Below are 22,985 nucleotides of genomic sequence, written 5' to 3'. Positions count from 1 at the left end.
ATCATTCAGCGCCTTTGCCTCGAGCGCCGCCTTAATCGTTTTCTTAAGCCGCCTGTCATACGGATGCTTCAAGCCTATCTCCTTGATCCTCTCCCGTCTCTGCCGCTTTGCCTCCATCATCATACTTGCCGTTATCAAAAGGCGTTTCACCCGTCCATTCCTCCTGTTCTGGTTCCCAGCCGTAATGCCGGTACTCGTCCATGTGGTTCAAAAACAACTTTGACGGCTGGTCGAAATACGATTCCGCAAAAATGTCCTGCACTCCAAGGTCTCTGTTTTTGCATATCTCTACCACGTTTGAGCAGTTATAGATCGCCGCGTCCGCTTTCCATTTAAAAAAGTCCATTGTTCGGTTTTTGAAATCGTTGTTAACCCTGTGTACGATCAGCACATTGTCAGCTGCATTGGTAATATCCGCCGTTCCTGAGATATCCTCCTTGCGCAGCAGCCCCATACTTTTTCGCGGATGGCAGACAAAGAAAATGTGAACGTTGCGCTTTTTTGCAAAATTAGAAAGCTCCATTGTCAGCGCAGTTTGCTTCTCGTATTTGTCCCCTGGATACTCTCGTAAATCCATACTCATCAGGTTATCAAGAACGATCACGTCCACGTCCATAATCAGCGTGAAGAATTCAAGCGCCTTCATGATCTGCTTTACCGCCAGGCCAAAATCATTGTTATACACGTATATCCTTTCGTTTATCCAACTTTCAATCATTTTCCGCGCGCTACTTTCTACATGGTACATCCATCCGTCCTGCACCAGATTATCGCGTCCCGCCGCCTGCAGCATCAGCCATTCCTTCACTCGTGGCGCTCTCAGTTCCCCGGAAAAAATAACCGACGTAAATCCCTGCGTTGCCGCTTCCAGTGTGATCTGCGAAAGCCATGTGGATTTCCCGCTGCCATTCGTCCCACTGATAATCGAAAGCTCACCTTTGTTAAATCCGTGTATCCTGCCATCCACACCGTTAAGCCCGCTTTTTACCGATACGATTTTGCTTCTGTCTGTTTGCCGGATGTGCTTCATACGGTAAAACATTCTGGGTTTTGGGTTTAGTGTGTCGCCGCCAAACAGAGGCACCGTATCAAGCAGCCTTGCAAATGTGTTGCTGTAGTCCACAAATTCGTTCATTTCAGCATCGGTCATATTCTCAAATCCGGCGTTCGCGTATTTTTGCTTTAGTTTAAAATATTTATCCCTCGTCATAATTCAAACCCTCCTTCCACTCGTTTTGGCTCATTGCCTCCCGCTCTTGGCTCACCGCGCGGAAGCCGGTCCCATATAATCCCCTGCCAATTCGAAGCCATGCACTCGGCGATCAGCGCCACGACTGCACCCTCTCCATGCCGCTCTACCTGGCCGGAAACTTGAGCAATTAAACTTTTAAGCCCTCTGGCTTTATATGCCTGTCTCTTTTCTTTCTTGTACTCTATCCAGTCTTTTAGAGCACATTGTATTTTTGAAGGCAGTCCTCTAAAGGTCTCGTCAGTCTCGAGAATGTCCTCCCCCCGTTCAAGGGGGGTAGGGGGGTTATATTTATTTGACTTTGTATTTGTATTTGACTTTGTATTGGTATCATTCGTATACGGTGGTATACGGTCGTATACGGTCGTATCTTTTTTATTCCAACGCTTACGAATATTCTCCCTGTTTTTATCACATTTTTCCTGATATTGCAGATCGTCGTACTCCATTTGCTCCTGTATCGACGTAAAAGCAATGTCCGTTACCTCGTCAAGCTCTTCATGTTCTCCGCTTTCGGCATAATCAAACATGGCAAGGATTAACGCCTTAACGCGCTCAGGGTTTAGCTTCTCGATTGTTCTTCTATATCTTTGATGTAATATTGCCTCTTTTGCCATCTCTCACCTCAAAACGGAAGTTCGGAATCATCCAACGGCGCATATTCTTCCAGTCCTTCCAGCCCGCCCGGTGTTTCGTTTGCTTTTGCTTCCCTACTTCCACAGAATTCGATCCTGCTTGTCAGTACATACGTCTTGTACCGCGTTCCAGTCTCCGTCTCGTACTTGCTTACCTTAACAGAGCCAGTTAGTAATATCTCCTTGCCCTTGGAAAACCATTTCCCGATCAGCTCCGCTGTCTTATCCCATGCCGTGCAGCTGATAAAGTCTGCCGGGCGGTCTTTTCCCGCGTCGCACGCAACCGTGAAATGTGAAACAGTCTTTCCTGATCCGGTCGTCCTCACTTCCGGGTCCATTGCAAGCCTTCCTTTCAAAACCACTAAATTCATGCCGTTTCCTCCAAGCTATATTTAAAATAAACCTTCTTCTCGCCGTATCTGTTGCGTCTCTTAACCGTTTCCGTCTTGATCTTGTACCCTAATGCCTTAAGATCGTAAATACGCGCTGAAAGCCGCGTAATGTCTAAATCATCGAACGCCTGCATAGTTGTTATGCTTCCAAAATCCTTCATATATCTGATGATTTTTTCACATTGGCTCATAATCTCAATTCCTCCGGGTATTTGTGGTATACTCTGTCCTCGTCCGGGAATCCCGGATATTTTTCCTCCAAATATTCCTTCATCCTCCGCCGCACCAGCTCGCCGCAACCCCGCGCATGCTGTTTTTCGTGGCACTCCCGGCAGATGCAGACGATATTTTCCGGTATTCCCATTCCCAGTTTAGAGCGCGGGACATAATGCCCCTCCGGCAGCCCTACGTTCCGTCCGCATACCACGCATATACCGCCGTCCCGCTCCGCTACCGCACGCTTTACCTCCGGCGATATCTCACACGCTTTTGTGCTCGCCTTTTTCATCCGCGCCACTCCCGTTCTATTGTGCTTTCAAGCGTCTTGATCTGTATCTTGTAAACATTGATCGCTTCAAGCGCCGCCTTATATCCCGTCTCCTTACAATCCCGTTCAAACTTCTTTTTGGCGATCTCCCGGTCTCCGCGGCAAATATCTGAAATGATGGTGACGGGCGTTCCCTTGTCCCGCTCGGTCAATATTTTCTGCGCAAGCGCTATACGGTAATCCTGCTCCGCCTGCGCATACTCCCTGCCGCGCACTCCAAGCTGCTTTAAGGCGCTGTCAAGAAGGGATACTTTGCCTGACAGCTCATTTACTAAATCCTGTCCGCTCATACCGCACCTGCCTTACTGTTTAACAGGTCAAGAAAACCGTTTGCCTCGACGTATGTCAGATCATGTAATGATTGCTTTTGCTTTGATTTCAGGGTAGTGATTATATTAACCTTTGCTTCTTTTGCAGCCGCTTTGATTGCTTCTATCTGTTCTTCTGTCGCCATTGCCGTTTTACCCGGATCAAATCCTTTGTTGATTTCATTGGCCTTTTTGCTGTCAGCTTCCCGGCGTTCTTTTTCTGTGGGCTCGCCGTATAGTCCCGCGTCGTATAGATCGCTCGACAGCTTATCCGCATCATCGCCCGTGGGGATCGCAAACGTGCGCAGGAGCATATACTTATATGCGTATGTCATGGCTTTTCCAACGCCTTTATCCTGCGTGTCTACCCCCGTACCGGAAGACGGAACGTCGATATACTCTTCCGGCTTTTCGGTGTTTACAATGCGGTAAGTCACATTTACAGTCGTGATCCTATTGATCTTTTCCTTTCCATAGCTGTCTGTTATCCGCTCGTCCTCGCGTTTATGCTCCTGTGCGATCGGAAGAATGACTAGTTTGTTTTTCAGCAGCGATGTTCTCACTGTAGAAGTCACCTTCTCTTCGCTTATGGCCTTGTAAGACCTTCCGCCACCAGTAGCGACATTGTCATCTTTCGCCAAATATGCAACGTCGCTCATAACAGCCGCTATTTTTTCATACAGATTCATCACGCGCTCACCCCTTCAAAATATGCTATATTCCGATCACAAGCCCGAATTTCCCTGTTGTAGTACTCCTGTACTTCTTCTTTAAGGTCTATCTCCATGTATTCAAAGCTCTCAATCATCGAAAGTTCTTCCTCGAGGCGCGACTTGCGCTCTTCTTCGCGTTCAAGTTGTGGATTGGGTGCTTTGGTTGCCGCGTTTTCTAAATACTTCGCATATTCCATTGACTTTCCGTCCTTTCTGCCCTATACTAGGGCTAGAATTATTTACTGTTCTACCTTAATCCGTAGGAGATCCACCTCCTGCGGATTTTTCTTACCCGGCTATGATCAACCATAGATACGCTGCGCCGAATATTAAGAGTAGCGTTCCTGCGTTGATGATCCACCATAGTGGACTGCCTAGGCGAAGTTTGTATTTTTTCATGGTGTGCCCTCCACTGCTTCGATTAGTTTTTGTAAAAAGCTGACTACGGCTCTTTTGTCCGTCTCTGGATTTGCCGTATCGCCGCACCTGTAGGCTATAAGCCTGTCGGGATAGATATAGAATCTATTCCCGCGCTTTATGCCGATTGGAAGGTCTCCATCCTTCATCCCTTCGCGTACTGACTGCGGTGTGATTCCCAGATACGCTGCTGCGACTGGCACTGGTACGGTTGGGTCATGCGCTCTAATTTCTTCTGTTGTTGGTGTCATTGTTTGCTCCTTTCTTATGCAATTTGATTTTCTTTCTTATACTTCATCTCTTCTTTCACGATCGTCTGTACCGATACCCCAAATGCCTTTGCCAGCTTCTCTATGATCGAGAGCGACATATCCGTTTGGCGATCACCGTTTTCGATCAGGGAATAGTAGGATTCGGATATGTCAAGTTTTTTTGCCATATCGTTCATCGTAGAATTTATTTTCATCCTTCTGCTTCTCAAATAGCATCTCATATTTCACGGATTCCTTTGCAATTTGTCAATTTATATCTATAGTATATGCTATTCTTGACTTTTTGTCAAGCATAATTTTATTTTTTCTTGACATTTTGTAAATACAGCTTTACTTTACTAATTGTAAAGCTTATATTGTAGAAAAGAGGTGAAAACATGGAGAATTTAAGGTCGTTGAGAAAACAAAAAGGAATGTCTATGAAAGAATTAGGAGATTTGGTTGGCGTTTCAGAAAGTACAATATCTTTATACGAAACAGGAAAGCGCAAACCCGATCCAGATATGCTCGTTAAGCTTGCCTCTGTGTTTTATGTCACTGTTGATTATCTTCTCGGGCGCGAACCGAAAGAAACTGATGATGAAATGCTTCAGCTCCTACAGGACATCAAAGACGATCCCGATAAACGTATGCTTTTCTCCCTCTCCCAAAAGGCAACTCCGGAAGACGTAAAAATAATGGTCAAATTTTTAGAGGGAATTACCAAATCTGACAATGACGAGTGATATAATATCCTTACTACGAAAAGGGAGATTGACGACATGGGGGATATTTACATCAGGGTGATCCCCTTTCCCACACACCAAGCAAAGGGTGTTGTGAAAGAGGATTGCGACGGAAATTATAATATTTACGTAAATTCTCTTTTGAGCAAAGAGCAGCAAATTGAAACTGCTCTGCACGAAATAAGACATATAAGGAAAAAGCACTTTTATCGCGACATTTCCGTTGAATTTGCGGAAACAGAAGCAATCTAAAATAATAAAATCGTGAGGTGCGGGTCATGAAAAAAGTATTTTTATTGATTTTAAGCTCTGTTTTGCTTTCTGTATTTTTGTTTGGATGTGCCCAAGAACCAACTTCGGTACATATATCTTCGATCGCAACAAGCGAAGAACTAACCAATACTGCAAGAGAAAGCCTTGTAGGAAGCGCTGCTTCTTCTGAGGTGGATGATGTCCAATGTGAAGTAGATTATAACACTTTGACTTGCAAGCTCTTCTATAACTCCATGTTTACAGAAGATATTATAAATGATGAAGTCATTGCAATATGGGAGCAATATGCTACCGATGCTGCCGAAGCATCAATCGAACATTTTAAATCTATAAACGATGAAATACAAAAAAAGAACGCCAACACATTTTTTATGGCTCCCATACTTCGGTTTGAATTTTATAATTCAGACGGAAGTATTCTATTTTACGAAACATCAAAAATAGTAATGTACAGTTCCGATTCAGTAGAGGATTTGGGTCTTGACATCGAAAATCCTGATTAAATAAATTAGGTAAAGTTATAGAGTTAAGAGCCAAATTTTAGGTTGCAACTAACGATATAAAATAATAAAGGGAGGAATAATATCATGTTAGGAACCGAGGTAATCAAATTAAATAGGGAAATGTCGTTTGATGACGTCGAAAAGCTGATTTCTGAAAAATGGAATGCAGAGCCCTTCGGAGCATTTGCCCCCAAAAAGGTTCTGTTTTCGCAGGTCTTGGCGTTACCCAAGAATCCAGACTATCAAATTACGCTGAGTGTAAAAAAGAATAAGCTTACCCTGTCAAGCATCACTTTTACAAAAAGCAGTTCGTTGTCAGTTGGCGGCATTCCAGTATATGGAAAAACCAATCAGACACTGGATGCTGTGAAAGATCGTTTTGCGGTCACGAAAGAAATTGCCGAAATTTTGAGGGACATCTTTGCGGATTATTTAGCCTAGTTCTAGCGATAAGTGAAGTTAAACGGTTAATAAGGGTGCATGAAATATAATATTACATTAAATTATTTCATATTTCGTCAGGTTATGTTTGTATCTATATTTTACTTCCTTCTGGGCGGTGTGGTATAGATAAATATTTGAATTATGAGGTGCAAACATGGGGTCTTTTTTATCAGATTATCAAATAAACCAAATAGTGGGAAAATTGCTTAAGGCTTCTCCTGCGGAAGTTGATTCCATAATTGACTCGTTCGATCTCCATACATGTGATAAGGATGCTATTCGCGAATCCTTGATGATGGCATCTATGAATAGAGCTTCTCGAAAAATAGCAGTTTCCACTTTTTTCATCGACTTTATCTTTGATGCTTTTCTCCTCTTCTCGCTTGTTGTTTTAGGGATTATTGGTTGGCCCATTCCTTTGTGCACGGGAATTTTATTAGCCTGTATAATCACTCAAATAGTCAGGCCGTTAAACTATTTTACTTGGTTCTTTGGCATTTTTTATATTTTGGCTTTTATTATGCAGTTGGTTAATTTCGGCTTTTTCTATTGGTATACGCCGATGTTCTTTATCTCTGTTGTGCTCTTTACAATTATTTCGCCTCTTTTGCAAAAACATATTGTGAATAAGATAATGTCAAATGTTTATAAGCCAGAATAGTTAAAAATATAGGAGGGTGCTATGAGCAGGTCAAGCAAGATCGTATTCAGTATCGTTTTTGTTATTCTCTTTTTAACGATAGGGATTTGTATCTTTCGGATCAACCAGACGCAGAGGGCCGTGCTTCTTCTTGCCGAGCAGTTCACAGGCGAGAATGCCAGCGGCACAAGCGGTTCTTTTCCGGCTGGTTATAACCCGGCAGCAAACAAACAGGATGCCCCAGACTCAACCGCTACTCCTGCTCCTAATCCAACTGCGCCGTCAGCAACAAAAGCTCCTGCGGCAGCCGAGGATGAACCGCAGGGCAATACAGTTTATTGGGTTCTCAATGGAAAAGTCTGGCATACAACGCCTAACTGTTCCACTCTCTCCCGCTCTTCAGATATCCGCAGCGGGACCATTGACGAAAGCGGAAAATCCCGTGCTTGTAAAAAGTGCGGATGAAATTAATGCGGTGTAATCATCACAGGGTAATGGATGAAACAAAATAGGTAATTTATATGAAAAAGAATCCAAACGGTTACGGCACAGTCTATAAATTGTCCGGGAAAAATAGAAAACGTCCATATGTTGCTAAGCGCACAACCGGATGGAAAAAGCTTGACGGAGGAAAGCGCAAGCAAACATATGAAGTTGTTGGCTATTATGAGACACGCCAAGATGCCATTAACGCCCTCGCCGCCTATTGGCAGGGCGGAATTAAGCAATCCTCTGCACTGACGTTCAAAGACCTTTATAGCGAGTGGAGCGCGGCACACTTTGAACGCATATCGCGCAGCACCAGCAGGCAATACGAAATGGCATATAATCACTTCGCGCCGCTGCACAATATTACGTTCATCAATTTGCGCACTTCACATTTTCAGCAGGTGATAGACAATACTGTGCTAAAAAAGGGCAGTTTGGAAAAACTTAAATTACTCGCGTCTACACTATACGAGTACGCAATACAAAATGACATCTGCAACAAAAATTACGCAACATATATCATTTTGCCAAAGTCTGACAAAAAAGAAAGACAAATCTTCACCGATGCAGAGATCAAGAAGCTGTGGGATAACTCAAGCAAGCCGTTTGTCGATAGCGCCCTCGTCCTGATTTACACCGGAATGCGGGTCAACGAAATGCTTAGCTTGACACGGTTCAGCGTTGATCTCGAGAAGCAGACCATCACGAGCGGATCAAAGACAGATGCCGGAAAAAATCGCGTAATACCTATCCACACCAAGATATTCCCATTCATTCGCGCCAGATATGCCGCGGGGGAACGTTTGTTTCCTATATCATATACGCTCTACGCAAAAGGATTTAAGGCATCTATGAGCGCGCTGGGCATCAAAGGTAAAACACCGCATTGTGCAAGGCACACTTTCGCCACGCTCATGGCGCGCAAGGGTGCAGATGCAAAAGCGCTACAAAAAATAATCGGCCATGCCAACTACTCGACCACGGCCGATATCTACACTCACCTGGATACCACCGATCTCAGAAATGAGATTGAGAAGCTTTGAAATTTGTTAGTTACCGTGTTAGTTACCGTGTTAAAACCGGGCAATTTCAGCGTGATTTTTCGGCGGCTTCGCCCGCCAAAAAACGTGATTGTACAGCATATATTCGGCAGTTTTGCAACGTTTGTGCTAAATTGCCGTTAATTTACTCCTCGTAAACCGCGTCCTCTCCGATCTCTTTCCATGCACGGCACTGGCCGATGCGGAGGCCGCCGTCTCCATAGTCTTTATCCTTGGCAAATTTCACCAGTTTCCTGCAGGGGAATCCGCTGCACAAACCGCAGTGTTTGAGCTTTTTCTCTTCACAGCAGCTCTTGACCGGGCAGCGCGCCGCCCAAACAGGCTTATCGCGGTTCACACAGCCGCCGCATTTTTCAAAATATCCGCAGTTTGAACAAAGTCTCCCACATCTTGCCTCTATCATAATTTATACCCCCCTTGCGGACGATTTATAACATTTTTATACGGCGCCCGCCAAGCGCGCCGCGTATTAAAATGAAACCGCCGTTTTCTGATCCCGCTTCCAAAGCGCGGATGTATTTTCGTATCCGTTCCGTTCGATGGACCGCAGCGTTGCCCGGATATACCCATTGGTATCCTTTTCCTCATAGGGCAAATGATAGGCGATCATCCGTTTCGGCCGGAGCTTTTCGATCATCTTTTTCCCGCGCAGGACCGTAAAAAACGGGAAATTATAGAGCGCAAGGTCAGCGCCGCCAAACACCTGCGGAATATTCTCCGGCCCGCTGTCTCCGAGGACCGTTGCCGTGAACCCATCCACGGTGAACTTATATCCGTAATTTACAACGTCCCGGAATTGCTCTCCCTCGTGGGTGAGCCGCACGCATTCCAGCTTGATCCCCCTGATTTCGTGCGTCTCCTCCTGCGCTTTCAGCACAATGATGTTTTCCCTGGAAAAATCGCCGATCGGGGAAACCATATGCGTATCCGGATGGTTCCGCAGAAATTCCTGCGTCCATTCCCTGCTGTAGTGATCCGGGTGATCGTGCGTGAACACAATCAGGTCGATCTCCCGGAATTCTCCTTCCCCGTGCGCGATCTCGTACAAAAGATCGTCCGGGACGCTCGAGAATACCTCTGTATACCGGTTGTGGAGCGCATCCACCAATATTTTTTTGCCATTTATACATAAAAGGACCCCCGCGTTTGCGGTGAGCCGGACAAAATTTCCCGTCATTATTTCTCCTCGCCTGTCCTTCCATTATAGTGCATCGGCCCGCAGTTTTCAAATTCGTTTTTTATATGCAACTGCAGCGCCCAGCGCAGCGGCTACAGCGGCTGCGGCAAGCCACCAGTCTCCGCCGGCCAGATAGCCCGTCTTTTCCTGCCGGAAAGCAACGCTTCCGGCAAGTACCCCGTCCGTGTCCGCTTCGAGGGCCGCCGTGAGTTCTCCTGTGGGGGAAACGATCGCCGTCATCCCCGTATTTCCCGCCTGTACCAGCCACCGCCCCGTTTCCTGAGCCCGCAGCACAGACTGGGCAAGGTGCCTCGCCAGAGGAACATCGCTTTTGAACCATGAATCGTTCGTCGCAACGACAAGAAGCTCCGCGCCTCCGGCGGCGGTTTGGGACGCAATATCCGGAAAAAGGCTCTCGAAGCAGATCATCACGCCTACCGCCCCATAGGCCGTCTCAAAGATACCGCGTTCTTTCCCATCTGCAAAGGAAAATTTCCGTTCATACCCGTTTTCAAAGAAGGGAACCAGCCGCTGTTTATGGTAAACATCCGCGATCTCTCCGTCCGGCGCGGTCAGGAAGACCGAATTCCTGAGCTGATAGCCGTGGATGCCGTAAACGCCGGTCAGCACGTAGACTCCGGAGCCTCGTGCCAGCTTTGCGACCGGGCCGCTGACCTCTGTTGCTTCGGCAAAGGATCCGTACGCCGAATTTTCCGGCAGGATGATGAGGGCCGGCCTCTCTCCGGCCGCTTCTTCCGCCAGCGCCAACGCTTTTTCAAACCTTCCTTCCCCTCCGTTTTGCCAGAAGGGAACGTTCATTTGTACCGCCGCGATCCCGGTATCCGGTTCTTCCGTCCCGCTGCCGAGCGCAAACATGCCGCCCGCAAGGTTGGCAAGGAACACCAGTACCGCCGCTGCGAGATACCGCAGCCTGCCCTTGCCCGTCTCCAAAGCGGCTTGTGCAAGGAGCACGTTCACAAAGACGATCAGAAAACTGATAAAAAGGACGCCAAACAGCGGCGCCGACTGGGTAAGCGGCAAAAGCCGCCATTGGGTGAGCCCGAGGCGCAGGAACGGAAGGCCCAGCACACCCGCGCCGAGCAGCCATTCCGCGCCCGTCCCGAGCACGGCAAACAGCAGTGCGCGCAGACCGCCCGGGCATTTCAGGAGTGCGCCCGCGGAAAGAGCCGCAGCAAATACCGCACCGTGCGCCGCCCCGAGCCCAAGCCACGCCGCTGCAAGCAGTATGCCGGTTGCTTGGCCTGCCCGCGCGGAGATATCAAGCGAAAGCATTTGCGCGTAATAAACAAACGCCAGGGCAAATGCAAACGCGCACGCGCAAAGGATCGTCCTGCGGCGCTCCTTCCTGTTTTTCAGCAACGCGAAGAACACCGGCGCGAGCGCCGCCCACAGGAAGGGAGCAAGCGCCGCCACATCGAAACACAGCGCGCAGAAAATTCCGCACGCTGCGCAAAGAATAAATTCGAGCCGCCTTTTATGCTTCATCGCTTCACTTCACCGGAACCGCTTCTCAAAATCCCGCGTATTCTCACGGTACGATATTGCCAACTCCGTCGAGCACATATTTGGGCCGGTAGGGGTATTCCTCAATTGTCGCCCGCGTGCTCACGCCGGACAGCACCAGCACCGTATCAAGCCCCGATTCCAGCCCTGCGACCACATCCGTATCCATGCGGTCGCCTACCATCGCCGCCTCCTGCGCATGCAGGCCGAGCATCTTGATTCCCGTGCGCATCATCAGGGGATTGGGCTTGCCGACAAAGTAGGCGCGCTTCCCCGTGGCGACCTCGATCGGCGAGATCATTGCCCCGCAAGCGGGGAAAATCCCCGTTTCACCCGGGCCGGTAAGGTCCGGATTGGTGCCGATCAGCTTTGCGCCCGCAAGCACGAGCTGCACCGCCTTGGAAATATTATCGTAATTATAATTGTGCGTCTCGCCCACGACCACATATTCCGGGTCCACATCGTTCATCGTGATCCCTACCTCGTAAAGGGCATTGGTGAGCCCCGCCTCGCCAATGACAAACGCGCTCTTTTTGCGCGACTGCATTTTCAGAAATTTGGCGGTCGCAAGCGCGCTGGTATAAAAATGGCTTTCGTCGATATCAAGCCCCAGCCGTCCCAGCTTCTGCTGCAGCTCGCGCGGGGAGCGTTCGCTGGAATTCGTAAGGAACAGGAAGGGCTTTTTTTCGGCATAAAGCCAGTCCACAAACTCCTTGACCCCGGGGAGAAGCCGATTCCCATGATAGATCACGCCGTCCATATCGCATATAAAGCCTTTTTTCTCGTGCAATTCTTTTAAGTCCATGCTGTTTTCTCCCTCGTTTATTCTCTCTTTCATATTATAATGTCTATATCCTCCGCCTGCAAACTTTTCTTACCTATACCCATTTTCCCCGGCGGATTCACAGTTTACTTTATTTCCAGATGCGTTATAATAAGATTAAAGATAAAAAGGAGGCTATTTCAATGGCTAATATCATAGAGGACAGCATCAATTTCGGCATGGGCTTGTTCGCCTATTCCCGCGAGAAGATCGAGGACCTGGTGGAAAAGATGGTCGCCAAGGGCGAGGTGCAGCGTAAGGATGCGCAGGGCTTTGCCAACGACCTAATCAAAAAAGGCGAAGCGCAGCGTGAGGAAATCTCCCGTATGGTGAAGGACGAGGTCCGCACGACGCTTCAGGACGTCGGCCTCACCGCGGATACGCGCGTCACCAAGGAAGATATCCGCGAAATCATCAAGGAAGAGCTTGCTGCCGCAAAAGCGGACGAAAAGTAATCGTCCGGCCTCTGCCTGACAGCGCAGCCGGATAAGCTGCGGTATTTTGTTTTGCCTTAAGGAGGGAATGGGTTATCGCTTCCAGGAATTTGCAACGGTATCGGGAAATATTGTCCGCTTTCAACAGGAACGGGCTTGGTTTTTTATTTGTCAAATCCACCCTGTCCAAAAATCCCCAAAAAATTTTTGAGCAGGAGCAGAAGCACAATATGCCCTCCGTAGGCGAGCGCATCCGCAGGATGTGCGAGGAGCTTGGTCCTACCTTTGTAAAGCTCGGGCAGATTCTTTCCACGCGCACGGATATCGTCACGGAAAACGTGGCAAAGCAGCTGCAGAAGCTGCAGGATTCCGTCGCGCCTTTTTCTTACGAGGAAGCGCGCGATGTGATCGAAACCGAGCTTGGCGACACTATCGGTCATTTATTTGCCGAATTCGACGCCACTCCCGTCGCCTCCGCCTCTGTTTCCCAGGTATACCGCGCAAAGCTGTTTTCCGGGCCGGAGGTCGCCGTCAAGGTGCAGCGCCCCCATATCCGCGAGAATATCGAGACGGATCTCGGTATTTTGGAAAGGCTTGCGCGACTTGTGGACAAATATTCCAAATACGGCCAATTGTATGATTTTTCCGGCATGGTCGCAGAGTTCCGCCGTGTGATGGAACAGGAGATCGATTTTACCAAGGAGGGCGAAAACACCGACTTCTTTAGGGAAAGCGTGCACGACCAACGCCATATCCGCGTGCCGAAAATACGCTGGGTCTATACCACGCCCAAGGTGCTCACCATGGATTTTGTCGGCGGGGTAAAAATAGACGACATCCCCGCGCTTACGGCAGCCGGTGCGGACCGGGCGCAGATCGCCTATGATTTTACCAATTCGCTAATCACGCAAATACTTGAAAACGGCGTTTTCCACGCCGATCCGCATCCGGGCAACGTGTTTGTGGTGGACGGGAAATATGTGGAATTCATCGATCTTGGCATGGTGGGGACGATCAACAGCCGTTTCCGCCGGGAGCTCAACGATTTTGTGCTGGGCATCGCTACGCGCAACACGCTCAAGATCGCGCAGAGCATCACGGAAATGGACGCCGCAGATGCAGACGTCAATATGGATTCGTTTGAAAAATCCCTCGAGGTTCTTTTGGACGAATACCTTTATGTCCCCCTTTCCGACGTCAATATCGCTAAAGTTTTTTCCAGTGTGTTTTCATTGGCGGGGAAATACAAGATGAAAATCCCGCGGGAGTTTACGCTGGTGGCCAAAAGCCTCGGCACCGCGCAGGCCATCATCGAGGGGCTTGACCCGTCCGTCAACATCCTGAAAATCGCGGAAAAAACGGTCAGGGGGCTCCTTGCCAACCGCTACAAGACTGCGGAATTCAAAAATGAGATTCAGTCTTACGCGCTCGACTGGATCGATGTAACCAAAAAAGTGCCGTCGGCGTTGCTGACATTCCTGCATAAGCTGAAAAAGAACGATTATTCCCTTGAACTGAAGGTGCGCGACTTGGACCGCATGGAGAAAAACATCGAGCGTATGTTCAACCGTATTTCCTTTGCCGTGGTTTTGCTGGCCGTATGCATTGTGATGGCGGGCGTCATCATCAGCGCAGGCTATTCAAACTTCGGCAAGACCGATGTGGATATCATGAGCCTGAGCACCCTCGCGATCGTTGTGGGACTTTTGATTTCCGTCATTATCGTAATTGGGATTATTGTCTCTATTGTGCGCTCCGACCGCGAAAAGCGCAAAAAATAGAAAATATCCTGCCCGCAGGCCCGGCAAACAGCGCGGCCTTAAAAAACAGCGCCTTTCCTTATGAAGGCGCTGTTTTTTTATTCAGTTCAATCGTACAGGATGGAGGCGGTGCGGTACTTCTTTTGATATTTGCGCACGACCTGTGATATGGTGAAACAAACCGCAAAATAGAGGAGCGCCATGAGGCCGAAAATCGCAAAGATCTGCGCGGTGGAATTGTACAGGTTCATGAGGATCATTCCCCTGCCCATTAATTCCTGGATTGCCATTGCGCCCCACAGGTAGGAAGTATCCTTGATGGTCGTGACCACCTGCGACAAAAGCGCTGGAATCATGCTGCGCACAGCCTGCGGAATCACAATATACACATACGCCGCCGCCCGTGAAAAGCCCTGTGACTTTGCCGCCTCCCACTGGCCACCCGGGATCGCGCTGAACCCGCCGCGCAGGATTTCCGCGATGCCCGCGGAGGTGAAAAGGGTAAAGGATAAAACGGCCGACCCAAGCGGAGGAATACGCGCGACAAAGAAGATCAGCATGATCCACAAAAGGAGCGGCGTATTTTTAAAAACCTCGATATACACGCCCGCGATCCCGCGGAGAACCTTATACTCCGAATTCCGCCCGATGGCGATAACAAGACCGAGCAGAATGGAAAGCAGGATCGCGGTAACGGAAATAACGACCGTGGTAAGAAGCCCTTGGAGCAGGAAGCGGATGTTTACCCACGTAAATAATTCTGACATGTGACATCCTCCTCTCCCGGCTTCCGTTCTTTTTTCTGTTTTTCCTCCAAACGCCTGGCAAGCCGCGACAGCGGAAAGCAAAGGATGAAATACAATATCCCCGCCACCACGTAGGCCGGGCCGTAATAGCTCGTTCCGTAGGCAAACGAATTGGAGAAGTACATCAGCTCCCCGCCCGCAATGAGCGCGAGCACCGAGGTGTTTTTAATGAGATTTGCCGCCTGCACGGCGAGCGCGGGCAGCATTGTCCTCACGGCCTGCGGCAGGATGATGCTGCGCATCGTTTCCCCGTAGGTGAAGCCCTGGGATTTTGCCGCCTCGAACTGGCCCCGCGGAACGGCGGAAAGCCCAGAGCGCACCACCTCGGACATGTACGCTCCATGATAGAGGCCGATGCCAACGATCCCGATGAGGAAGGTGCCGAGCATCAGGCCAAACAGCGGCAGCACCGCATACAATACAAAAATCTGCAGCAGCAGCGGAATGTTTTGTACAATTTCTACATAAATCCGGTTCAGGCCGCGCGGGACCTTATATTTGGAATACGACATGATTCCGAAAAGAAAGCCCAGAGCGAGCGCAATCAGCAGCGCAAGCACGGAGATCAGTACCGTATTCAGGAACGCATGCGCGAGTTCTGGCCCCTGTGCGAACAGCGCTTCCCATTTAAAGGGCGCAAATACATCGTTCATTTGATACCTCCCGCCTGCGGGTTCGTCACATCCACGGACGGACGCGCCGCCCTTTGTGAACCTCCTGCAAAGCCCTCCTGCATGCGCAGGCAAGCGCTCCGCAAAGCAAATCCCAACGCAGCCATCATCTCTATATCCCCCATTTTTCCTGTAGGGCGGCAAGCCGTCCGTCGTCTTTCATTGCACCGATCACACGGTCGATCTCCGCGGCGAGTTCTTCATTGCCGAGCGCGCTCGCCACCCCGTATTCCTGCGGCGAAAACTGCTCTTGAAGAAGCTTTGTCGTGTCGTCCACATAGCCGCGCAGAATGGATTCGTCTACCGAAAATGCGTCCACCCGGCCGGACACGAGGGCGATCTTGATCTCCGGATACGTCGCGTATTCGTTGAATTTAAGTGTGATCCCAAGCTCGTCTGCCGCTGCCTGCAATTTTTCCTTAGTTGTCGCGCTTTGGGCCACGCCGATCGTCTTTCCGTCAAGATCGCGGAGGTTTTCGATCCCCGCATCCTTTTTGACCAGTACGCCGATATGGTCCGTATAGTACGGCTGGCTGAAATGATAGCTTTTTTTGCGCGAATCCGTGATGGTAAAAGTCGAAAGCGCCGCATCAAGCGATCCGTTATCGAGCATTGCCCCGCGCGTTGTAACGTTTACGCCTGTAAGCTTCAGTTTGTCTTCCGAGCCCATGATCTCTTTCGCAAGCTCCCGCGCAATATCCACTTCAAAGCCTTCAATCTCCCCTGTCGCAGGATTCTGGTAGCCGAAGCGCGGCACATCGATCTTTACGCCCACGCGCAGGACGCCGCCATCCGGTGCGCACGCCGCAAAGAGGAACCAACAGGAAAGCGCCAGCAGGATCAGTACAACGACTTTTTTCATACGCCCCTCCGTCAGAGTATTTTGCTGAGGAACGCCTGTATCCTCGGATTTTTCGCTTCGTCGAACAATTCTCTGGGCGTGCCTGTATCAACAACCTGCCCTGCCTCCATAAACACTACGCGGTCCGCCGCTTCGCGGGCAAGGCCCATTTCATGCGTTACGATGACCATCGTGATATTGCTTTTGGCAAGGTCCTTAATCACCTCCAGCACCTCCTGAATCATTTCCGGGTCAAGCGCTGAAGTTGGCTCGTCAAACAGGATGATCCGCGGGTGCATATTGAGCGCACGGGCGATCGCCACCCGTTGCTTCTGCCCGCCCGAAAGCTTGGCTGGATATTCCGAAACCTTGTCGCACAGGCCCACCCGCTGTAAATATTCCGCGCCCGAGCGCTCTGCTTCCTCCCTTGGAACGTGCTGCACGCGCATGGGCGCGATCGTCACATTCTCGAGCACCGTTTTATGAGGGTAAAGGTTGAAATCCTGAAAAACCATCGCTACGTCCGCATACAGCTTACGTGCGTCCACTTTTCGCGCGGTCACGTCGATGCCGTCCACAACGATCCTGCCTTCCGTTGGGCGTTCAAGTCCGTTGATACAGCGGATCAGCGTGCTCTTTCCCGAACCAGATGGTCCGATGATGACGATTTTCTCTCCCGTTTCGATCTCGAGGCTGACATGACTCAGGGCATACATACTGCCAAATTGCTTGGATACGTTTTGGATGGAGATCATATTTTTTCCCTCGTTTTCATTCCGGATTCGTAAAGATAATCTATTTATCACATTTTTTTGCGCCACGTAAACAAGGGACCGTTAAAAAACAGTCCCTTGGCTTGTTTTATTACGTTTTAAAAGCGCGCAGTTCTAAAAATCCCGGGCCGCTTAACTGAGCGCGCCCATGAAGCCCGCAAACGGTTTGATAATATCCGTAAGCGCCTTTATGCTTTCGTTCAGCACGTCAAAACGGATCGTGGAAATGCCTTTGATCGCCTCGTTGAGCGCGTCGAAATCGATATCGTCCATCCGTCCGATCTCTTTTGCCGCGGTGTCCGTCAGGTTGGTAATGGACTCCAGCATGGCCGGAAGCTCCCTGGTTGCGCTTGCCAGTGTTCCATTGACCGCAAAAATCCCCACCGCAAATACAACCACAAACACGAGCAGGATCACCGTATGCACCCGGGAGGAACGGAGCAGCTTTTTGTTATGCTCCGCCTGAGCGGTGAGCAGCGCTTCGATCTGTTTGAGTTCCGGTCCTTCCTGCATTTCTTTCTTTTCTTCTTCCATACTTCCTCCTTCACGATTGCCCCGGCCCGCAGGTTGTGCGCACCAGGTGTTTATAAAATGCAATCCCGCGCCCGAGCGATTCGATGCTCAGCCGCTCGTTTGCCGCATGAACGGTCCCGAGGTCGTCCTTTAAGGACAGGAAGGGAACAAAGCGGAAAACATGATCGCAAATATTGTAATAATGCCGCGAATCCGTTGCCGCCACCACCGGATACGGCGCAACGACAAGCTCGGGGAAGGCATCCGCTACGGCGCGGGCCACGCTCCTGTATTCTTCCGTATCCACCCTGGAAACGGGCGACGGGGGGTAGTAATAGATCACATCCTGCTGCGTATCCGGCGCGGCTTTCCTTACATGCGCAAGCACGTCCTGATCCGTCTCGCCCGGTGCGATACGGATATTAAACACCGCGCTTGCGCTGCCCGCGAGCACATTCGGCGCATTGGAACCGGAAAGCTGCGTCGGGGCAAAAGTGGTGCGGATGAGCGCCGCCGACGCGGGAATTTTACACAAAATACTTTTCAGCAGCCCGCCGAACAGCCATTGATTAGCAAAGAAAAATTTGAACGCGCCGCCCATATGGGGGGTCAGCGTTTTGAACATGTTCTCCGCCGCGTAATTGAAGCTTCCTTTCATCTGGTGCGCCTCAAGAGCCGTGACTGCCCGGGCAACGCCGCCGGCCGCCGTTACGCGGGGAGGCATGGAGGCGTGGCCGCCCTTTCCCTTTGCGGTGAGGCGAAGGTTCATAATGCCCTTTTCGCAGATGCCGATAAGCGCGATATCGCGCTTGACGCCCATCATTCTCCCATCCTGGATCGCGCCGCCCTCATCGAGGAGAAAACTGAGGCGCACACCCCGGCCTTGAAGCTCCTCGCTTATCAGCTTCGCCCCGAATTCGCCCATCGGCTCTTCGTCGCTGCCAAACAGCAGGTATATGCTGCGTTTTGGCGCGAATCCTTCCTTGAGCAGCGCTTCCACGCTCTCCAGCACGGCGATCAGCTGTCCTTTCATATCGAGCGCGCCCCTGCCGTATACATAGCCATCCCTGATTACGCCGCTAAACGGCGGATCGTCCCACTCCGCCTCGTTTACGGGCACTACGTCCATATGGGCAAGAAGCCCCGCAGGGAGCAGGGCTTCGTCCGTTCCCTGCCAGTGATAGATAAGGCACTTCCGGTCCGTTACTTCGCGTGTGAGCGTCCCGTGCACCAGCGGATAGGCTCGCTTAAGGTATGCGTGCAGCTCGTCGAACCTGGAATAATCCATTTTGGAACGGTCAAAATCCGAAACCGTGGGAATACGGATCGCACCCGCGAGGCGTCCGGCTGCGGCCTGTGCATCCACCTCTTCCTTTATCGGCATCCGCCGTTCCTGCGGCGGCTTCTTCAACGCGGCGATCAGGAACAGGATCAGCACAAAAACGGCTACCGCAATTAATATAATAATTCCTGTCATTCCTTGCCTCCCCGTTTATACCCATTGTTTCTTATACATAAACCGCGCGCATACGATGGATATAAGGCTCGCCACGGGGACGAACACCGCGCGGATGCTGTCGTCCTTAATGACAAAGATGAACAGGAGCGTCATCAGGAGCAGCGGCACAATGGAAAGCTTCCAGCTCTTGGAAATGAACACCACGCCGAGCGCCCCGAAGATCGAGGGCAGGATGTATTCCGAAATGGGCGCAAGCGTCGTAATCATGAAATCCTTGAACGGAAGGATCAGCAGCACGCCGGCACCCACAATGACCGTGGTGACAATCGTGGAAACGGCGATGGAAATCGTGGAGATTACTTCGCCTTCCTTTGTATTGACATTGGTCTTTGTTACCTCGAGCGCGTTGACCGCGCACGGGAGCTTCATGTTGGAAATATTGCCCGTGATAAACGCGAGATAGGTACCGCCGCTTCCAATCAGCGGAGAATAGTTCAGTACCTCGATCACGCCGATAGGCAGATAGATCATACCCACCGCGAGCATTCCCGAAAGAATCCAGTCGCCCTGCGGCCACACGCCCGACTGCAGGCACAGCAGGATCGGTACCATGAGAAGGAGAATGACGATGATAATCATTGAGATGCGCCCGGTGCGGTGTACGCGGTCCATATAATCCATACTGTTTTTCATTGTGTTTTTCCTCCCTTCACGAAGTTGCGAGCACAAAGGCGACCGCAAGGGACCCGATCATACTGATGGGGAGCGCGAAGCCTTCCAGCCACCTGACCTTCCCTTTCCTGACAAGCAGGCCGCACGCGGCCATGATGACGGCGGAAACACACAGCGTGGCAAGGAAGATGCCGCCCTTGGCGATCTGCTGTCCGCCGATGGTGCCCACCAGCCCCATAAAGATCGCCGTTACCAGCAGGTCAGCCCACTTTTTATCTTTCTTTTTTAATTTATCGAGACCATTTTCGTACTTCCTGAGGAAAAAAATACAGAAGATGGGGCCGCTCATAATGCTGAGCGTCATGATCCATGCGGCTGTATTGAAAGCCGCCGGTCCGAGCGCCCCCGCCGCGCTCACCGCCCCGGTGACGGATGCGGCCGCATCCGCCGCAAACAGCTCGTATTGCACGGAACCGATCACCGAAAGCCTGATCCACGGCAGAGCCACGCCGAGCAGCGGCACCATAGCCGCGAGGCCGATCGCAATCGGGATCGACGGAACGATGGAAAAAATCCCGCTCACGCGCACCGTCTTTTTAATCACGTTCTCTGCAAGACCGATCTCCCGTGCCTGCCGGAGCGCTTTGCGCAGGAAAATCACCGCAATGATAATTACGGTTGCGATAATGATGGCAGCCATTGCAAACAATAATGGTGTATCCAATCCCTTCACCTCCGATATTTAATTGTAGCCTATGGGTAAATCTTATCTTCATTTTACCATAATCTATTCGCTTTGCAAGGGATTGCAGACTTTCAGGTATTGCGTTTCCTGGTTCTTTTCTGCAAAGGAGGGTACGCGCCCGGCCCAAGAGAGGAAGAAGGCGGGAGCAGCCGCTCCCGCCTTCCGGCAAATCCCTTTTCCATTGGACGCGCACGCCCGTTTACTGTTTCCAGCTCTTTACCGCGGCATCAGACGCCCGGTTCCTAAACGCCCCGGCGCTGTTCGGAGCGTTGATGCTGGCCGCCGGGCGGCAGGCCCCGCGCCACCGCCCGCTAAAACGGTTTGCCTCCCGGTCCATTATGCTTTTGGATCGGCCTATCTAACAGGCGGCCTGCATAATAAAATCCCCCCGCAAAATCGAAATTTGCGGGGGGATTTGGTTTCGCAAACGTACTGTCCTGTCCGGGCAGCTGCGGAATGGATAACCGGCGGAAATCGTGACCACAAAGAAGATGATCCACTCGATGCCGGAAGCGCCGCTGCCAAAGAAAAAAAGAATCATCCCGACCGTCCATGGGATATAACCAAATCACGCTGCACAGCATACCTTTTTTTAAAATCGCGCGCCGCTAAAAAGCCGCAGGCCGCTTCAGCCAACGCGCCCAAGACAAAAAAACCCAAAATCCGGCTCAACGGAACGGCTGCGCCGGACTCCGGCTCCATACAAACGGCAGCACGCCGGTTATAAAAATACGCAACCAGCTATTGAAGCTGCCTGCCCTTCCTCTCTTTTTCCGCCATCAATATCCCGACAAGATAAAATGCGGGAAGGATCAGGGACACAATCGAATACCATGTATACATCCCCTGGACTGCGCCCATGATAAGGTCGATCAGGCAAAGTGCCAGAATCACTATGGCGAGTATCAGGCAAACGCGCAACTTCTTGCCCGAAACGCCCAGGATCCCCGCAACGAGCTTCAGCACGCCGTAGATCAATGAAAGTGCGATAATCAGCGTTCCCATCCATGCGAGTACCGCATCTCCCGTCTCGACGCCCGCATAAATGACCGCCGCGCCGAGGAATGCAACGAGCAGTCCGATCAAAATATCGAGCACCCCGCCGATAATTAATAAAATGCTTGCTACCTTCAATAAAGCCGGTACTTTTGTTTCCGTTGTTTCCGTCATAATTCCGTTCTCCTTTCAGCATGAAAAAATATTAGTGTTCGCGCCGCTGGTCTGCCAGCGTGCAATCAGCATCCGGATGTGCAGTTTTTCCAGATGCATCTTTAATAAAAATTGTACAAAATCCGCCGCCTTTTTTACTCTTGCACAGCGCAAACGGGAATACCTGAAGCGTAAACGGGAAATCTTGTGGGGACGGCGGCAGTGTGCTATAATCATTTTATTGAGGCGGCGGGAGGCGTTGTTTTTGTACCGTATTGCAATTTGCGACGATGAACCTTTATTTGCAGAGAGCCTGCACAGCCAGGTGGACGACGTGTTGTTCCGTTATGAAATCCAATACTGCGTCACCGTGTTCAGCGACCCCCGGGAGCTTCTCTCAGAGCTCCTGCGGAATCCGGACGCGTTTCATCTTGTGCTGCTCGATATTATGATGGAAAACATGAACGGAATCGACCTTGCAAGAGCGCTGCGGGAAAGCAAAAGCCGCGCAGGCATTATTTTTATCACTGCAAACAGTTCGTTTGCGCTTGAGGGATATGCCGTGCGTCCGATCCAGTATCTTTTGAAACCTGCCGATCCGGTGAAGCTTCGCGAAGCGATCCTTTTTGATTACGACCAGAATTTCACCCAAAAAAGGCTTCTCGTTTCCTCCGGACAAAAGACCTATTCCTTCGCGTTCCCCGATATCACCTACATCGAGGTGTACGGGCATACCCTGAAAATCCATACGGAAAATGATTCCGCACAATGCCCCGGGACTTTGAGGAACCTTTCGGCAAGTCTTCCGGGCTGCTTTTTGCGCTGCCATAAAAGCTATATTGTGAACCTCGCGCGGGTAAGCGATATCAAGCGCTATGAATTCACATTAGACACAAAAAAGCGCGTCCCGATCGGCAAGGAAAACTATCTTTCCGTCCAGAACGCGTTCGTTTCCTATGCAACCCGGTGA

Annotated in this window: 35 protein-coding genes; 11 read left to right on the top strand and 24 right to left on the bottom strand. The window is 50.4% G+C overall.

Annotated elements, in window-relative coordinates:
• Positions 1–55: 55 nt before the first annotated feature.
• From B1H56_RS14345 to B1H56_RS14300, 10 genes are all read right to left on the bottom strand, one after another.
• Positions 56–1,210 (bottom strand): DnaB-like helicase C-terminal domain-containing protein, encoded by a 1,155-nt coding sequence (locus B1H56_RS14345; protein WP_066523750.1) that lies wholly within the window; start codon positions 1,208–1,210, stop codon positions 56–58.
• Positions 1,207–1,866 carry a DUF6291 domain-containing protein gene (locus B1H56_RS14340; RefSeq protein ID WP_121419021.1) on the bottom strand — a complete coding sequence of 220 codons (660 nt, stop codon included), beginning with the start codon at positions 1,864–1,866 and terminating at the stop codon, positions 1,207–1,209. Before B1H56_RS14340 ends, B1H56_RS14345 begins: the two co-directional genes overlap by 4 nt.
• 8 nt (positions 1,867–1,874) lie before the next feature.
• Positions 1,875–2,255, bottom strand: a complete 381-nt coding sequence (locus B1H56_RS14335) for a single-stranded DNA-binding protein (RefSeq protein ID WP_066523769.1) — start codon at positions 2,253–2,255, stop codon at positions 1,875–1,877.
• Entirely contained in the window at positions 2,252–2,467 is a 216-nt protein-coding gene (locus tag B1H56_RS14330) for a helix-turn-helix domain-containing protein (RefSeq protein ID WP_066523768.1), read from the bottom strand. Before B1H56_RS14330 ends, B1H56_RS14335 begins: the two co-directional genes overlap by 4 nt.
• Positions 2,464–2,784: an HNH endonuclease gene (locus B1H56_RS14325; RefSeq protein ID WP_066523766.1), complete on the bottom strand. Its 321-nt coding sequence runs from the start codon at positions 2,782–2,784 to the stop codon at positions 2,464–2,466. Before B1H56_RS14325 ends, B1H56_RS14330 begins: the two co-directional genes overlap by 4 nt.
• Positions 2,781–3,113, bottom strand: a complete 333-nt coding sequence (locus tag B1H56_RS14320) for a hypothetical protein (RefSeq protein WP_066523764.1) — start codon at positions 3,111–3,113, stop codon at positions 2,781–2,783. The genes B1H56_RS14325 and B1H56_RS14320 overlap by 4 nt, the downstream gene beginning before the upstream one ends.
• Positions 3,110–3,820 (bottom strand): ERF family protein, encoded by a 711-nt coding sequence (locus B1H56_RS14315; RefSeq protein WP_066651236.1) that lies wholly within the window; start codon positions 3,818–3,820, stop codon positions 3,110–3,112. The genes B1H56_RS14320 and B1H56_RS14315 overlap by 4 nt, the downstream gene beginning before the upstream one ends.
• Positions 3,820–4,041: a hypothetical protein gene (locus tag B1H56_RS14310; RefSeq protein WP_066522996.1), complete on the bottom strand. Its 222-nt coding sequence runs from the start codon at positions 4,039–4,041 to the stop codon at positions 3,820–3,822. The genes B1H56_RS14315 and B1H56_RS14310 overlap by 1 nt, the downstream gene beginning before the upstream one ends.
• Before the next feature lie 198 nt (positions 4,042–4,239).
• On the bottom strand, positions 4,240–4,512 hold the full coding sequence (locus tag B1H56_RS14305) for a helix-turn-helix transcriptional regulator (RefSeq protein WP_066522997.1): 273 nt from the start codon (positions 4,510–4,512) through the stop codon (positions 4,240–4,242).
• A gap of 14 nt (positions 4,513–4,526) precedes the next feature.
• Positions 4,527–4,754, bottom strand: coding sequence for a helix-turn-helix domain-containing protein (locus B1H56_RS14300; protein ID WP_082771024.1), 228 nt, complete (start codon positions 4,752–4,754; stop codon positions 4,527–4,529).
• Between the two features lie 156 nt (positions 4,755–4,910).
• Between B1H56_RS14300 and B1H56_RS14295 the strand changes: the two genes are divergently transcribed.
• From B1H56_RS14295 to B1H56_RS14265, 7 genes are all read left to right on the top strand, one after another.
• Positions 4,911–5,258 carry a helix-turn-helix domain-containing protein gene (locus tag B1H56_RS14295; protein ID WP_066523000.1) on the top strand — a complete coding sequence of 116 codons (348 nt, stop codon included), beginning with the start codon at positions 4,911–4,913 and terminating at the stop codon, positions 5,256–5,258.
• Positions 5,259–5,294: 36 nt separating this feature from the next.
• Positions 5,295–5,510: an ImmA/IrrE family metallo-endopeptidase gene (locus tag B1H56_RS14290; RefSeq protein ID WP_066523001.1), complete on the top strand. Its 216-nt coding sequence runs from the start codon at positions 5,295–5,297 to the stop codon at positions 5,508–5,510.
• Positions 5,511–5,536: 26 nt separating this feature from the next.
• A complete protein-coding gene (locus B1H56_RS14285) occupies positions 5,537–6,034 on the top strand; it encodes a hypothetical protein (protein WP_066523003.1) in 498 nt (165 codons plus the stop codon).
• Positions 6,035–6,118: 84 nt separating this feature from the next.
• A complete protein-coding gene (locus tag B1H56_RS14280) occupies positions 6,119–6,475 on the top strand; it encodes a hypothetical protein (protein WP_066523004.1) in 357 nt (118 codons plus the stop codon).
• A 157-nt stretch (positions 6,476–6,632) separates the two neighbouring features.
• Positions 6,633–7,139 carry a hypothetical protein gene (locus tag B1H56_RS14275; RefSeq protein WP_066523006.1) on the top strand — a complete coding sequence of 169 codons (507 nt, stop codon included), beginning with the start codon at positions 6,633–6,635 and terminating at the stop codon, positions 7,137–7,139.
• A gap of 21 nt (positions 7,140–7,160) precedes the next feature.
• Complete coding sequence (locus B1H56_RS14270; protein ID WP_147554724.1) at positions 7,161–7,583, top strand: hypothetical protein; 423 nt, start codon at positions 7,161–7,163, stop codon at positions 7,581–7,583.
• Between the two features lie 56 nt (positions 7,584–7,639).
• A complete protein-coding gene (locus B1H56_RS14265) occupies positions 7,640–8,650 on the top strand; it encodes a tyrosine-type recombinase/integrase (RefSeq protein ID WP_066523010.1) in 1,011 nt (336 codons plus the stop codon).
• A gap of 142 nt (positions 8,651–8,792) precedes the next feature.
• Here B1H56_RS14265 and B1H56_RS14260 read toward each other — a convergent pair whose 3' ends face one another.
• The 4 genes from B1H56_RS14260 to B1H56_RS14245 all read right to left on the bottom strand — a co-directional run bounded on the left by B1H56_RS14260 (position 8,793) and on the right by B1H56_RS14245 (position 12,207).
• Positions 8,793–9,071: a DUF3795 domain-containing protein gene (locus B1H56_RS14260; protein WP_066523013.1), complete on the bottom strand. Its 279-nt coding sequence runs from the start codon at positions 9,069–9,071 to the stop codon at positions 8,793–8,795.
• 66 nt (positions 9,072–9,137) lie between these two features.
• The gene (locus B1H56_RS14255; protein ID WP_066523014.1) at positions 9,138–9,845 is read right to left on the bottom strand and encodes an MBL fold metallo-hydrolase; all 708 of its coding nucleotides are present in this window, start codon (positions 9,843–9,845) and stop codon (positions 9,138–9,140) included.
• Between the two features lie 48 nt (positions 9,846–9,893).
• Positions 9,894–11,351, bottom strand: coding sequence for an apolipoprotein N-acyltransferase (lnt, locus tag B1H56_RS14250; protein ID WP_066523017.1), 1,458 nt, complete (start codon positions 11,349–11,351; stop codon positions 9,894–9,896).
• A gap of 43 nt (positions 11,352–11,394) precedes the next feature.
• Positions 11,395–12,207 carry an HAD-IIA family hydrolase gene (locus B1H56_RS14245; protein WP_330383181.1) on the bottom strand — a complete coding sequence of 271 codons (813 nt, stop codon included), beginning with the start codon at positions 12,205–12,207 and terminating at the stop codon, positions 11,395–11,397.
• 128 nt (positions 12,208–12,335) lie between these two features.
• Here B1H56_RS14245 and B1H56_RS14240 point away from each other — a divergent pair, with 128 nt between their 5' ends.
• The gene (locus B1H56_RS14240) at positions 12,336–12,647 is read left to right on the top strand and encodes a phasin family protein (RefSeq protein ID WP_066523019.1); all 312 of its coding nucleotides are present in this window, start codon (positions 12,336–12,338) and stop codon (positions 12,645–12,647) included.
• Positions 12,648–12,736: 89 nt separating this feature from the next.
• A complete protein-coding gene (locus tag B1H56_RS14235) occupies positions 12,737–14,407 on the top strand; it encodes an ABC1 kinase family protein (protein WP_066739706.1) in 1,671 nt (556 codons plus the stop codon).
• An 86-nt stretch (positions 14,408–14,493) separates the two neighbouring features.
• Here the strand turns inward: B1H56_RS14235 and B1H56_RS14230 are convergent, their stop codons facing one another.
• The 9 genes from B1H56_RS14230 to B1H56_RS14195 all read right to left on the bottom strand — a co-directional run bounded on the left by B1H56_RS14230 (position 14,494) and on the right by B1H56_RS14195 (position 20,845).
• On the bottom strand, positions 14,494–15,153 hold the full coding sequence (locus B1H56_RS14230) for an amino acid ABC transporter permease (RefSeq protein ID WP_066523023.1): 660 nt from the start codon (positions 15,151–15,153) through the stop codon (positions 14,494–14,496).
• Positions 15,129–15,845, bottom strand: coding sequence for an amino acid ABC transporter permease (locus tag B1H56_RS14225; protein ID WP_066523024.1), 717 nt, complete (start codon positions 15,843–15,845; stop codon positions 15,129–15,131). The genes B1H56_RS14230 and B1H56_RS14225 overlap by 25 nt, the downstream gene beginning before the upstream one ends.
• A complete protein-coding gene (locus tag B1H56_RS15045) occupies positions 15,842–15,973 on the bottom strand; it encodes a hypothetical protein (protein ID WP_258107033.1) in 132 nt (43 codons plus the stop codon). Before B1H56_RS15045 ends, B1H56_RS14225 begins: the two co-directional genes overlap by 4 nt.
• 2 nt (positions 15,974–15,975) lie before the next feature.
• Positions 15,976–16,725, bottom strand: a complete 750-nt coding sequence (locus tag B1H56_RS14220; RefSeq protein ID WP_082771042.1) for a transporter substrate-binding domain-containing protein — start codon at positions 16,723–16,725, stop codon at positions 15,976–15,978.
• Between the two features lie 11 nt (positions 16,726–16,736).
• The gene (locus B1H56_RS14215) at positions 16,737–17,459 is read right to left on the bottom strand and encodes an amino acid ABC transporter ATP-binding protein (RefSeq protein WP_066523025.1); all 723 of its coding nucleotides are present in this window, start codon (positions 17,457–17,459) and stop codon (positions 16,737–16,739) included.
• A 150-nt stretch (positions 17,460–17,609) separates the two neighbouring features.
• Positions 17,610–18,011: a hypothetical protein gene (locus B1H56_RS14210; protein ID WP_066523027.1), complete on the bottom strand. Its 402-nt coding sequence runs from the start codon at positions 18,009–18,011 to the stop codon at positions 17,610–17,612.
• Between the two features lie 10 nt (positions 18,012–18,021).
• Positions 18,022–19,467, bottom strand: a complete 1,446-nt coding sequence (locus tag B1H56_RS14205; RefSeq protein WP_066739704.1) for a M20 family peptidase — start codon at positions 19,465–19,467, stop codon at positions 18,022–18,024.
• Positions 19,468–19,482: 15 nt separating this feature from the next.
• On the bottom strand, positions 19,483–20,142 hold the full coding sequence (locus B1H56_RS14200; protein ID WP_066523029.1) for a hypothetical protein: 660 nt from the start codon (positions 20,140–20,142) through the stop codon (positions 19,483–19,485).
• A gap of 16 nt (positions 20,143–20,158) precedes the next feature.
• Positions 20,159–20,845 carry a DUF5058 family protein gene (locus B1H56_RS14195; RefSeq protein ID WP_147554725.1) on the bottom strand — a complete coding sequence of 229 codons (687 nt, stop codon included), beginning with the start codon at positions 20,843–20,845 and terminating at the stop codon, positions 20,159–20,161.
• 31 nt (positions 20,846–20,876) lie between these two features.
• On the opposite strand from B1H56_RS14195, the gene B1H56_RS14720 reads away from it, so the two are divergent.
• Positions 20,877–21,593 (top strand): hypothetical protein, encoded by a 717-nt coding sequence (locus B1H56_RS14720; RefSeq protein WP_156515118.1) that lies wholly within the window; start codon positions 20,877–20,879, stop codon positions 21,591–21,593.
• Between the two features lie 14 nt (positions 21,594–21,607).
• Here B1H56_RS14720 and B1H56_RS14185 read toward each other — a convergent pair whose 3' ends face one another.
• Positions 21,608–22,036, bottom strand: coding sequence for a hypothetical protein (locus B1H56_RS14185; RefSeq protein ID WP_066523033.1), 429 nt, complete (start codon positions 22,034–22,036; stop codon positions 21,608–21,610).
• Positions 22,037–22,280: 244 nt separating this feature from the next.
• Here B1H56_RS14185 and B1H56_RS14180 point away from each other — a divergent pair, with 244 nt between their 5' ends.
• Entirely contained in the window at positions 22,281–22,985 is a 705-nt protein-coding gene (locus B1H56_RS14180) for a LytR/AlgR family response regulator transcription factor (protein WP_162939017.1), read from the top strand.

Source organism: Christensenella minuta (genome assembly GCF_003628755.1).
Taxonomy (GTDB): Bacteria; Bacillota; Clostridia; order Christensenellales; family Christensenellaceae; genus Christensenella; species Christensenella minuta.
Note: the sequence above shows the minus strand (reverse complement) of the source record. Positions and strands in the feature narration are given on the sequence as shown.